Source organism: Bacillus cereus group sp. MYBK222-1 (assembly GCF_051916425.1).
GTDB classification, from domain to species: Bacteria; Bacillota; Bacilli; order Bacillales; family Bacillaceae_G; genus Bacillus_A; species Bacillus_A paranthracis.
This window is the reverse complement of sequence record NZ_JBQAGP010000001.1, coordinates 646187-659126: the sequence shown is the minus strand read 5'-3', so window position 1 is coordinate 659126 and position 12940 is coordinate 646187. Positions and strand designations below refer to the sequence as shown.

Sequence of the window (12940 nt, the reverse complement as noted above, 5' to 3'; positions counted from 1 at the left end):
AAAAGGTACACCTTTAGATACATTTTTAACTTTCATGTACTTGGTGTTAAGTGCACCCCTTGAACCATCTATAAAAGTATACCTTTACAGATACATAGAAAACTATAAAAAACCACGTCTATAAATGTCTATTTTAAACTTTACAGACATCTGTTTATTTTATATACTTTTACAGACATAATTGGTAAAATCACCAGTGAGGTGTAGTATATGAAACATAAAAAATTTGGTTATGTTCGAGTTTCAAGTAAAGATCAAAACGAAGAACGACAAATTCAGAATATGAAGGATTTAGGGATAGAAGATCGGGATATTTTCATTGATAAAGAATCTGGGAAAAATATGGAGCGAGAGAACTATCAAATGCTAAAACGACTTGTTCGTGCAGAAGATACCATTGTATTTGATTCCTTAACAAGACTTGGGAGAAATATGAATGATACGTTAGAAGAATTTAGGTACTATGAAAAGCATAGAATAAATTTACAATTTATAAAGGAACCATATATTAACGTCAATTACACTGGAGAAAGTACAAATGATGTCATCCAGAGTGCAATTCAAAAAGCAACTCTTACAATATTATCAGCCTTTGCAGAAAAAGAGCGAATTGATATTAAACAACGTCAAGCTGAAGGAATTGCTCTTGCCAGGAAGCAAGGTAAACGTTTTGGACGTCCGCCTGTCGAAATAACAGAAGAATTTATGGATGCTTACAAGGAATGGAAATCTGGTTCAATTACAGCCGTAGGAGCTATGAAAAAGTATGGCATCAAACGTTCCTCATTTTATAAACTTGCCAAACAGTATGAGGAAAATTAAATTGTATATGTTTTGACAAATTCATTTTAAAGTGTGGGTAGGACCCCATGCCCATCAACTTAAGAATTCAGAATTACCCCAAAACGAAAAAATGAGCTTTTTTGTTACAAGTTAGCACAAAATTTAGTCCTGGGGGTACTATAAAATTTTAGCTTGATGGCGATGGGGTGACCCCTTAATTAAACTTTATTTCAAAGCTACAAGAGTTATCAATCTTACTTAATTTGTTTATTTAACCCTCTTATAAATATTTATAGGTTTTTAAAATCATCTAATAGTGAACGTTTAGGTTGTTGCCCATCTATATTCACAACATTACGATTACTATCGAAATCCATAGACAAAAATTGATCTGCTTTTAAATTAAATATATTTTGAAAAGCATCTTTAACTATAGCATCCATTTCTTCTCCCATTTCCATTAAGTTTCTAATTTTAGGATTACTAACAGCACCATGATTGAACAACTTAAAAATTGTTTCTTGCTGTAATTTAATTTTTCTTTCTAAAGCTGCTATACATATGTTTCGTTCATTCAACCTTTCCTTCAACTGATTTATTTCATCTTGCAACGCATTGTTTTTGTCCTGGCTTAAAGTTAATTCTTTTTCATACGGAAAAAGATTTTTTTGTAATTGCTTTAGATCCTTACAATGCTCCTTTATAATTTCCTCTATTTTAGGTAATTGCACTGTATTGCAACTATTTTGAGATAATGTCTTAGGAACAATAGCATTATACTCTTCAATTAACTGGAATCCTCTTCTTTCAGTTCGAACCCAATAGTTATCCGATATTTCTTCATCTAACCAGGGAATACTCCCCTCTCTAAATAGCTTTTTCGCATACTCGCTTAAAGTTCTTTTAGGAATTTCTGACCTAATCCCTTTATCCTCTACAAAGCTCAAGATAATTCCCTTAATTTTATCTTCTGGGTATTCCTTCTTTCTTCTGCCAACCTTACTCATCTTCTAACCAACTTCCATATTTCTCTGTAAATCCATCAATATTTTCAAGTAATCCCTTAAGTCTTTTTGAATGTATAGCTAAGTCATTCGTTAATTTTAAATTGACCTTACTATATACCTTACTAACTAACTTTAAATGTAAATTAAACACGGTTTTATATAAGGCAAGTGCTTCCTCCCGACTCTCTAGCATCCATTGTTCAATTGTTTCCCTCTTTTCTATAAACTCATCATACTCGATTCTCCAGTATCCACATCGAAAACATTGTGTTTGACAATCTTTAATTATTGCTGTGCAATTCCCTATCTCAAGTTTATCCCATTCATGTTTAGATGTTTTAGCCGGTGAGAAAATAAATTTTTCCCTAAACATTTTCCCTATATTTGAGATATTATTCGAAGGGGTAACATTGGAATTGTGTCCCTTTAAAAATTGACCTGTAAAACTAAACATTTTAATTAACTTGGATATACCTGAATCTGTTAAAAAAAATTCATGTTGTTGATAATGTCGCTGTCCGTAAACTGTATCATGTCCACCCAATCTCGCTATTTCCACTGGATGAAAACCTTGAATCATTAATGATAGAAAAGCTATATGCCTTGTGTCATTGGGTCTTAAACGACGTTCAAAATCAAAAACTATACTATTATTTCTACTCTGTCTAATCTCTTGCTCTGAATCTTCTCCTACTGATCTAACAGTGAAATTGTATGGAGAAGTCGCAATTACGTCATCATAAAAATCGTTTAATATGGTATGAAATATCCATGTTGTTAAAACATTAGGATTCCTTTTTATTTTTGATGAATTCAATTTATTAGCTAAAGATATCCCTTTGTATGCTCGATAAGAAAGTAATGTTTTGGAGTAACCGTATTCCTCGGTCAATTCTATATATTCTTTCACCATATTATAAAGCTTACAAGATATCTCTATCCTTTCAACCTCTGTTTTTTTGGCTCTACTTTTTTTATTTTTAATTCTAGATAAATAAAGATAATATCGATTCCCTTCATTATCTACACAGTCTCTTCTCAAAAGAAGAAATTCCCCAATTCTTATTGGAATAACTGTCGTTAAATGCCACCAAATACGTACCGGATAAAAATAAGTATACTTCCAATCCGTATTATTAGATTGTGTGTAGAAGTCATTTAAAACCCAAGCAAATTTAAGACAATCCTTTACGGTTGGAATAGTTCGAGTCTTTGGTTTTGAATATGGAATAGTTGACAAGAAGTTTAAATATTCCTTGGCTCCTTCAAAGTTATCATAGTAATTAAAAAAATTTAGTAAAGCTGAAGCTATTGAAGATTTTGTTCTATCTCCTTTTAACATAATTTTCCCAATAAAATCTTCTAATAGACGCATTCTAAAACACTCTGTTGTTATAAGCTCATCAAGTACGTATCTAAAGCTTGTGTGGACAGTTTTAAAATGATATTGAACTAGTAAACTCGCTACCCAACATTTCATTACCAATGTCAATGTTTCTAACTGATTTAATTGCTTTCCTTGCAACTCTTCTTCCAATCTATTAAACCGAAAATAAAATATAATATCTTTTTCTTCATCGTAAAGCTTCCATAAATTTTTATGAAAATCCACCTCTGAAAGTCGATTTATTTCCATGCTTTTCAAGTTTTCAATAGCAAGTTCTATACTATATTCTAATTCAAAAGCTTCATCACTTAGCTCTGCAATCTCGATACTTTTTTTTACACTAGCTGTCTCTCGCACCTTTACATCTCCCTTCCTTTCGGAAGATACTGGCTAAGGGAAGGCAATTGAAGTAAAATACTCTCAAATTGCTCCTGACTCATATTAAAGAACTCATAAATACAGGATCCAAACTTAGCTTCAGCTTCTTTGAAAAGTTTTAAATCCTTTACAAAAAGAAGTGCATCTCTTTCATTATCCCCTTTATATCTAGGGGTTTCTTTATTCTCAACTAGACTTACAATATGTTTGAGAATCCTTTCAGTAATTGCTGAAAGTGCATAAAAATTGTAAATAGCGAATGGGCACCCTATACAAGTTTCTCTGTTTGGATACATACAATCTTCTGCTGATAATATACATTGAACATGACTTGTTTTGGAATACAACATATCTAAATTTAATATGTTGTACATATTGTGGATTACCTCTTCATCTAACCCATGAATAATATTTTTTACAATATGCTCTTGCTTAGACAGATAAAGTAAAACATCTGCAATGCCTTCTAACCTCAAATCCTTCCCAATCTTTTCATATATAACATTAATTTGCTGAGTTCTTTCAGCGATATCCTGTGTTGTTCCAAACAAGATATCCGCAAATCCATCTGCTATAAAACCAAAATAATCTCTAGTAAAAATTTGACCACTCAGGAAATCAATATCTCGTTGACTTATGTAAATATACATGTTAGTTGTTTCAATTGATTTATGATTTCGAATAAATTTTAATACTTCAATCTCATGTGCTGAATCTTTATATTTATTAATTATACTAAAGGCAAAAGTTATAAAAGTCCTATTCATTTTTAATGATGAAAATTTAAGGTTAGGCTTTGAAAAATCACAAAAAAATCTCTTATATGGATAACTAGTCAATACTCGATTTTTCGTACGAAAATCTATTAATGAGTCACTTAAAGGATTAAGCTCCCGAGCTCTGATTTCACATAATACTGCTGCATAGGCAACTGGCAATGTTAATTGTTCAGAACAATAAAAATAACGCTCCGCTCCAGTTTTTGAATGTTTCAAATTCTTCATTTGTAATTTTCTTATAATCCTTTTAGCATCTTCCATCGATATATTATTATTCTGAAGCCATTCTATGTTACCCTCTATACTGGTTCCCTCAAAATTTATTCTTGGAATTTCCGTGCAATCCCAATGTCTCCAAGCATTGTTTAAATGGACTAACATATACAACCAAACCGAATCATATCGGTCATAATACTTATTCTTGGAATTACCGTTTACAAATTTATCAATTGCTCCTTTTACGCTATAAATTGCCCTATCCTTATGAACAGCAAGATCAGAAATATAATCAAAAAATTCCTTATACTCTTCCGGTGTATAAACATTAACTTGACTCTTTTTCTTACTTTCCACTTTATAAGGACTATTTATTTCGTTTAACTTAAAACTTTTCTTGCAAGAAGAATAGCCATTCCCCTTACCAAATTCTTTTAAAAATATATAAATTGGTTTTTTTATATGAATTCCTGTATTTTGATTAAAAAACATCAAATTAAGCTCTTTAGAGGAGTACATAAAAATCTCTTTTCCCACAAGTCTTTGAGCTAATATTTTAGTAGCTACAAAATACTCTAAAACCCTCGAAGCTTTTGAAGCACTATTTTGTCCACCATATAATGTGGATTTGGAACGTATAAATTTAAGCCACAATAACTCTGTCTCTTTACAATAAACAGAAAATTCAACCCCTTCAGCCTCTAATCTATATAAGACATTATCATATATAGATCCTCTATCCAGATAAAGGTTCAACCTTTCATTTCTACGCTCATATTCTTTAATAATATCCTTCTTTAAATACAAGTACTTATTAAAAAGATATCTTGAAATACCCCTTACTAATAAAGGTACTTCAATTGTCTTGATATCCTCTTTTATGGTATCTACATTTATTCCATACTCTTTAAATATTTCATTTCGAGTATAATATTTTGATCTAAGGCTATTATCCATTTTTTCTATTCTTTTTTTTAAAGACAATACTTCTTCCTTTACAAAAAAAATATTTCTTCCAGCTTTTTTATGAATTTTGAGGAGCTCTTCCTCCAAAAATTTCTTATAATTATAACTATTCAAATTGAGTATTTTGCAAGTATCTTGCTTAATTATTAAACTTCCATCAGCTACATTTAGTCGAATCTTCTCTCCAACTGTCTTTTCCCTATATTTTAAAAAGGCTTTTATATCTTCCTTTTTATAAAATGTAAATTCTTTCTTTTTTATAAATTGTATTTTCTTTATATTAAATTTATTAACTATCTCAATTGCATGACTGTAACCTATAGATGCCATCCTCAGAAATTCATTTGTAGATACATACTTATCCAAAATGTTAATTATCTCACTTTTTTTAACATATTGACTTGCTTTTTGATATTCCTTATTATCCAAAGTTAATAATGGATATTTTAACGTTTTAATATGAATCAGTCCTTCTTCTGCAAGTAAAGTAAGATTTTTATAGTATACATAAGTTAATCTTTTATTTTCTAAATTTTTGATCCCCAGATACTTCCACAACTGCTTTACAGTAAAGTATTCTCTACTAAGCTTCATTTCCCACGCTTCATGTTTTTTTAAATCATTTTTACAAAGCAAAATCTTCTTTCCCTCATGTTTAGCTCTAATAATATTATTATCTATAAGAAAATTTAGACCTCTATTAGTAATTTTATAATCTAACTGATTTACATTTACATATTCTTGGTTCATTGCTTTAATCCGCTCCAATTATGTTTATATCGATCAAAAATATTTCTTGTATAAGATGAACTTTCCAAAGAATCTACATTATCTTTGTTCTCTCCATAGACGCTAGTAAGAATATTAACATGCTCTTGTACCCTGCTATAGGATGTTCTCTTTTCAACATACTCAAAAGTTGCTGTCAGCGTCTTATCTCCTCGCAAATTAGCAATTTCTTCAATACTTAGCCCTAAATCAATAAGAAAATTTGTAAAAACTCCTCTACCTATATGTGTAGACCAAGGTAGACTTGTTAAGAATTCTAAATCTTCATAACGACGATTAATTCTTAACTTCTCTAAAAAACGCTGTTTCACTCTATAAAACCGCTTAGTATATCCCGTTCCACTTAACGGTAAACCGGTACTCTTGGAAATAAAGAGGGCATTGTTATTTTTATACCCCCATTGTTTTTCAAACTTTTTCAAGCGTTCCATGTGAATATAATAAATATCCCAAAGCTTTTGGTCACTTAAAACAAAAACTTCTCTTGGTCTCTTAACTTGTACATCGTACTTAGAAGATAAATGTGCAAATAATTTTTCTTGATTATCTTTAATCACTAACCACATTCCATCATTCCCTCTAAAGCCTTTTTCATAAATTGATTCCCTTGTTAAATTTACAACTTCCCCCACTCTCAGACCTGCAAGAATTTGAAAACAAACTCCTAATGCTATATCACTGGATTCTGCTTCTTCAATAAACTCATAAGCTAATCTATATCGATTAGGGCCAAAATCTTTTAGTTTTAACTTCTCGTTTACTTGATTTCTATTTGGACGCTCAATGTCAAAGATAGATTGACTAAATATAGAAAGAGGTTGTCCTACTTTTTTACTATCTTGTCGATAGAAGACTTGAAAATTTTGATCTATTAATTCATGCTCTTTTAAGTATATAAAAAATTTTGTAAGTATCCTTTCGCAATAATCCGAATGCTTAAAACTAACCCCTTCATAAGTCAAATGTGTAATAAAATCTCCACCATGCTTAAGTTGTAATCCTCTTAATCCCTTAATACTTAATTCATTGTATCCCGCAATATCATCTTCAATATTACTGTAAATAAAATTAAGGAATTTACATACTACCCTTGCTGCTTTAAGTTGAGTATGATAGCCTACTCCCCTATTCCTATATACCTTTCTTATAAAATCTGTAATAGGATGTGGAATAATTAATTCATTAACCTTATTTTTTATACAAATCATTACTACTTCATCTGATTTAATCTCTTTTCCTATCCACCTCTGTAAAGTCACACTTTTTGGCATCCAATACAATTTCCCATCCAAATCCTGCATTTTTTCCTTCCCCCTAGTATCCTAAAAAACACTTGTATTAATATTCGCTGATAACACTTCACAATAAATCTTTTTCAAGATTACCACAAACCATATATCCGTTCTATTATTAAAATAACATTACATTTACCTTTTTTAAATTTATGTACAAATAAAAACTACACACCATCACATATATAGTGTGTAGTTTTTATTCCCTTTTCATCCCTGAATATCAGCTTAATTAAATTCTACTTCCCCCATACATTTTAATTTCTACACAATAATGTACGGAGAAGATTCATCATAAGTTATACCACCTCACATATTTTTCTTCATTGTAAATAAAAATGTCTGAAGGGTAAAAAGCGTAAAATAATATATTTTAAAGTAAAAAAGATTATTTTTTATGCTATAAAAGAAAAAAAGAAACCTTACATATTTTAAACATGTAAGGTTTCAAAAATTATACTTCACTGCATGAAATGTAATATCCTCCACGAGCCATCTTTATTTCCGCACGATACAATACTTCTTCTAAGTAAAAAGTTATCGGTTTTACTTTACTCTCAAATTTAAGTTGTTCATTACATTCAGCTGCATAACTTTCAATAGCTGAAGTAATAACTTCTCCCGATGGATACGTTAAAGCATCATCTAGTTCTATGAAAAAACTTTTAGAAAATAATTTTTTCATAATCCCTTTCTTCTCTTTCATCATATTCCATCCACTTCAATTTAAAGTTACCAACATCCATATTATACCACATCATCAATTTATCTTTGAAAATAAAAAAATCCTGCATTTTTCATGCAGGATTTTTTATTAGTCATTTTTCGTAAAGTAAGAAACGAAACGAAGAATTTCTAAGTATAACCAAACTAATGTAAGCATTAGTCCCATTGCAGTGTACCACTCCATATATTTCGGAGCTTGACTACGTACACCATTTTCGATTAAATCGAAATCTAGTAATAAGTTTAGTGCAGCAACTACGATAACAACTGCACTAATAATAATACCGATTGTACCGCCTTGGTGAATGTACGGAACCGTTACACCAAACATGTTTAGTAGAAATACGACTAAGTACATAACCATAATTCCAAGTGTTGCTGCCATCACGCCTGTACGGAATTTATCCGTTACTTTTACTACACGTGTTGCATATAACACTAACATTGCAAATAGAATTGAGATTGTTAGTAAAACAGCATTTAAAACGATAGAATCGCCAAATTTCATTGTATAAACCGCTGAAATACTACCTAACACAACCCCTTCTACTGCTGCATAGATTGGTGCACCAAAAGGTGAAATACGTGGGAAGAACATAGATGCAAATGCGATGATTGCCGCAACGATTAAAGCGCCAATTAATACTGGCATCTTCATCGTACCCTCTATCATCTGTATGTATGAATAGACAGACGTTGCAAGTAGCAAGATAAGCATAATAAACGTTTTGCCTACTGTTCCGCCAATAGTCATCGCAGAAGCACTTGCTCCCTCTTTACGGAATGCCTCTTTTTTCAACATTGGATTAGATGTTCTCATTTTTTCCCTCCTAAAATAGGTTCTACCAATAGTGTAAAGTTTTTCTCTTTACTTTTCAATATATGCAGCTTGTTTTTATTTTAATCCTTCAACAATGTCCGATAGTTCACTCCATCTTTCCATCGTTTTTTCTAGCTCTTCTTCTGTTTTCTGCTGTGCTTCAGACAATTCTTGCGCTTTCGTAAAATCAGAACCAACATTCGCAAGCTCTTCTCCAATTGATTCTAGCTTTTCTTCAAGTTCCGCAATTGTATCTTCAATAGTTTCCCATTCGCGCTGCTCGTTATATGAAAGTTTACGCTTACGTTGTTGTTTCGGTGCTTCTTCCACTACTTTTTTCTCTTTCTGTACTTCCGCTTTCTCAATAAGTTCTCTCGTTTTTTCCATTTCTAAATAATCAGTATAACTACCTAGAAATTCACGCACTTCTCCTTCTCCCGTAAAGATGAATAATTCATCTACTACTTTATCTAAGAAGTAACGGTCATGTGATACAGTTAAAACGACACCTGGGAAATCTTCTAAATAATCTTCTAATACAGTTAATGTTTGTGTATCTAGATCATTCGTAGGCTCATCGAGTAATAGTACGTTCGGTTCTCCCATTAATATACGTAATAAATATAAACGTCTTCTTTCACCGCCAGATAATTTGCCAAGCGGTGTACCATGTGAATGCGGCGGGAATAAGAAACGTTCTAACATTTGAGACGCACCAATTACTTTTCCGTCTGTCGTATGAATGACTTCAGCGATTTCTTTAATGTATTCAATCATACGTTGATTTAAATTCATCTCTTCATTTTCTTGCGTATAGTAAGCGATTTTTACTGTTTGCCCAACTTCAATTTCACCACTATCAGGAGATATTTTACCTGCAAGCATATTTAATAGCGAAGATTTCCCGCTTCCATTCGCTCCAATAATTCCGATACGATCGCCTGGTTTCACGATATGATTGAAGTTGTTTAATACTGTTTTATCGCCAAATTTTTTCGTTACATCTTTTAACTCAAGTACTTTTTTCCCAAGGCGACTACCGCTAAGCGCAATATCAACTGACTGTTTTGCAGCTGGCCCTTCTTGACCTTTTAACTCTTCAAATCGTTGAATACGTGCCTTTTGCTTAGTCGAACGAGCTTTTGCACCACGGCGAATCCATGCTAATTCGCGGCGATATAAGTTTTGACGTTTTGATTCCTGCGCAAGTTCTTGTTCTTCACGAAGTGCTTTCGCTTCTAAAAACGTACTGTAATTCCCTTCATAACTATACAGTTTTCCATTGTCTAATTCGAAAATACGATTCGTCACACGATCTAAGAAATAACGATCATGAGTTACAAGTAATACTGCACCTGTGTACCTTGCTAAATATTCCTCTAACCACTCAACTGTCTCATGGTCAAGATGGTTCGTAGGCTCATCTAAAATTAATAGATCCGGTGTTTCAATAAAACACTGCGCCATCGCAATACGTTTTTTCTGCCCACCAGATAAATTTCCAACAGTTGCTGTGAAATCCGTAATTCCTAGTTTCGTTAATAACGATTTTGCATTCGCATTTGCTTCCCACGCACTCATTGCGTCCATACGTTGTTGCACTGCAAATAATTGTTCCTGTACCTTTTCATTACTTGGATCTTTTTCGATATGTAATAGCGCCTTTTCATAATCACGAAGAAGACGAATTAAAGGTGTATCACCATGGAAGACTTGTTCTAATACTGTTAATTGTTCATCAAACTCTGGTTGCTGTGATAAATAACTAATTGTATACCCACGTGAATGAGTCATATCACCTGTGTCAGGAATTTCTGCCCCTGCAATAATTTTTAACAACGTTGATTTACCAGTACCATTTACACCAATAATTCCGGCACGTTGTCCTTCTGCAATACTAAATGATAATCCATCAAATAACGGTTTCTCTCCATATGATTTTGATAAGTTTTCCACAGTTAACATTTTCATATTTGTGCATTCCACTCTTTCATAAATTGTTCAATAAACTGTTCCATATAACGATGACGAACTTCAGCCTCTTGTTTTGCTGCATTCGTATTCATTAAGTCTTTTAGTTTTAAAAGTTTTTCATAAAAATGATTTAAAGATGGGTCATTATTTTTTCTATATTCTTCTTTCGTCATCACTTCACGAGGAGGAATAGTTGGATCATACATTAGTCTCCCTTTCGCTCCGCCATACGCAAATGTGCGAGCTATTCCAATTGCACCAAGAGCGTCTAAGCGATCTGCATCTTGAACAATCTTCCCTTCAATTGACTCCACTTTACCGCCATGACCACCTTTATAAGACATATTGGCGATAATATGAAGAACATGCTTACTTTCCTCTTCTTCAACATGTAACTCTTCTAACCAATCAGAAACTTTTTTCATTCCTGCTTCTTCACTTTCATTTAACTTCTCATCTGCCACATCGTGAAGTAATGCTGCCATTTCAATTATAAAACGATTTCCTCCTTCTTGCTCGGATAAAGAAATCGCCAGTTTATGTACACGCTCAATATGATACCAATCATGCCCACTCGCATCTTTTTCTAAAATATGTTTTACAAAAGTAATTGTTTTTTCTATCTTTTCTTGTTTTGTCATTTTATCTTCACCCAGTTACTTATTGTAACACGCCCGCATTTTTTCATCACATATTTTCTTGTCCGCCCATACACTAGGTGGTAGGCATCATCATGAAGGAGGAATAAATATGTTCTATAATAATCAACCGCCTTACCCAAGGCAACCATTTTACCCTCAGCAACAAGAACAAAGATATACAGAACAATATGAAGAACAAGAGCAACAATATGAACAAAATCCATATGCAGCGCCACAAACTCAAGAACAACAATTTCAACAAAATCCATATGACACACGTCCAAGTTACGAATATCCTCAAAATCCATATGCAGTACCACAAACTCAAGAGCAACAATTTCAACAAAATCCATATGTAGCACCGCAAACTCAAGAACAACAATTTCAACAAAATCCATATGTAACACCACAAACTCAAGAACAACAATTTCAACCAAACCCATACCCAACTCAGCCACAACAAACTCAAGTACAACAACAAATGTATCAACCAAACTACGACGCACGTGTCTCACCACCTAAACCGCCAACATTAGATATTACACAACCACAAATTTTACCGCCTGGACCAACACTGGATATTACACAGCCTCAAATCTTACCACCTGGACCAATTACAGAACCAACGCAACAACAGATTCAACAAGTTGTCGGTACACAGTTCTTACCTTTAAAGAAACCTGTACTTGATTTCGTAAAACCTTGGGTAGATTACGGTTTAAATGAAGCAAAACATACATCACAGAAACACGCTTTAACAGAAGTTGCTGCCATTATGTTTTTAGTTGGGAAAGGCTTTAATCCAACGATTGCACATTATATTGTGGAATCTTGGGAGAAGAATGAGCAGTTTTAGTTTCATTCATTTTATGCTATATAAAAAGATAAAAGTGCCACAAATGTCTGCTGTACAAACATTTGTGGCACTTTTTATTTTTCACGTTATATCTTTTCTAAAATAGTATTAAATTAATCTTGTCTTCCGCTCTTCTATCCAAATTACTTTTCCACTTTGATATACAAATGATTGTTCACCAAATCCACTTTTGGGTGGTTCTATTAGCTGAACCTGACCATTTTCAACAATATATATTCCGTTTATTTCTAAATCAATTTCAGCTGTCATTTCAACAAGATTTTCTTTTCTAATTCCCACCAAGATTACTCCCATATGTTATTATT

The 12940-nt window shown here is 32.5% G+C and carries 11 protein-coding genes; 2 read left to right on the top strand and 9 right to left on the bottom strand.

From position 1 onward, the window contains the following. Positions 1 to 210 precede the first annotated feature (210 nt). Positions 211 to 822, top strand: a complete 612-nt coding sequence (locus tag ACTFR9_RS03395; RefSeq protein ID WP_000680914.1) for a recombinase family protein — start codon at positions 211 to 213, stop codon at positions 820 to 822. A 251-nt stretch (positions 823 to 1073) separates the two neighbouring features. Here the strand turns inward: ACTFR9_RS03395 and ACTFR9_RS03390 are convergent, their stop codons facing one another. The 8 genes from ACTFR9_RS03390 to ACTFR9_RS03355 all read right to left on the bottom strand — a co-directional run bounded on the left by ACTFR9_RS03390 (position 1074) and on the right by ACTFR9_RS03355 (position 11758). Then, positions 1074 to 1790 carry a hypothetical protein gene (locus ACTFR9_RS03390; protein WP_000048697.1) on the bottom strand — a complete coding sequence of 239 codons (717 nt, stop codon included), beginning with the start codon at positions 1788 to 1790 and terminating at the stop codon, positions 1074 to 1076. Beyond that, positions 1783 to 3534 (bottom strand): hypothetical protein, encoded by a 1752-nt coding sequence (locus ACTFR9_RS03385; protein ID WP_001209314.1) that lies wholly within the window; start codon positions 3532 to 3534, stop codon positions 1783 to 1785. Before ACTFR9_RS03385 ends, ACTFR9_RS03390 begins: the two co-directional genes overlap by 8 nt. Before the next feature lie 2 nt (positions 3535 to 3536). Next, positions 3537 to 6266: a hypothetical protein gene (locus ACTFR9_RS03380; protein ID WP_229136369.1), complete on the bottom strand. Its 2730-nt coding sequence runs from the start codon at positions 6264 to 6266 to the stop codon at positions 3537 to 3539. Next, positions 6263 to 7606 (bottom strand): site-specific integrase, encoded by a 1344-nt coding sequence (locus tag ACTFR9_RS03375; RefSeq protein WP_001992857.1) that lies wholly within the window; start codon positions 7604 to 7606, stop codon positions 6263 to 6265. Before ACTFR9_RS03375 ends, ACTFR9_RS03380 begins: the two co-directional genes overlap by 4 nt. Positions 7607 to 8051: 445 nt before the next feature. Then, complete coding sequence (locus tag ACTFR9_RS03370) at positions 8052 to 8306, bottom strand: DUF4318 domain-containing protein (protein WP_000975123.1); 255 nt, start codon at positions 8304 to 8306, stop codon at positions 8052 to 8054. 105 nt (positions 8307 to 8411) lie between these two features. Continuing rightward, positions 8412 to 9143, bottom strand: a complete 732-nt coding sequence (locus ACTFR9_RS03365) for a Bax inhibitor-1/YccA family protein (protein WP_001260642.1) — start codon at positions 9141 to 9143, stop codon at positions 8412 to 8414. A gap of 75 nt (positions 9144 to 9218) precedes the next feature. Next, the gene (locus tag ACTFR9_RS03360) at positions 9219 to 11114 is read right to left on the bottom strand and encodes an ABC-F family ATP-binding cassette domain-containing protein (protein WP_000783207.1); all 1896 of its coding nucleotides are present in this window, start codon (positions 11112 to 11114) and stop codon (positions 9219 to 9221) included. Then, positions 11111 to 11758, bottom strand: a complete 648-nt coding sequence (locus ACTFR9_RS03355; protein ID WP_000165943.1) for an HD domain-containing protein — start codon at positions 11756 to 11758, stop codon at positions 11111 to 11113. The genes ACTFR9_RS03360 and ACTFR9_RS03355 overlap by 4 nt, the downstream gene beginning before the upstream one ends. Positions 11759 to 11867: 109 nt before the next feature. Between ACTFR9_RS03355 and ACTFR9_RS03350 the strand changes: the two genes are divergently transcribed. After that, the gene (locus ACTFR9_RS03350; protein ID WP_000499708.1) at positions 11868 to 12614 is read left to right on the top strand and encodes a hypothetical protein; all 747 of its coding nucleotides are present in this window, start codon (positions 11868 to 11870) and stop codon (positions 12612 to 12614) included. A 108-nt stretch (positions 12615 to 12722) separates the two neighbouring features. On the opposite strand, the gene ACTFR9_RS03345 is transcribed toward ACTFR9_RS03350, so the two are convergent. Then, a complete protein-coding gene (locus tag ACTFR9_RS03345) occupies positions 12723 to 12914 on the bottom strand; it encodes a DUF3954 domain-containing protein (protein WP_229136370.1) in 192 nt (63 codons plus the stop codon). Positions 12915 to 12940 lie beyond the last annotated feature (26 nt).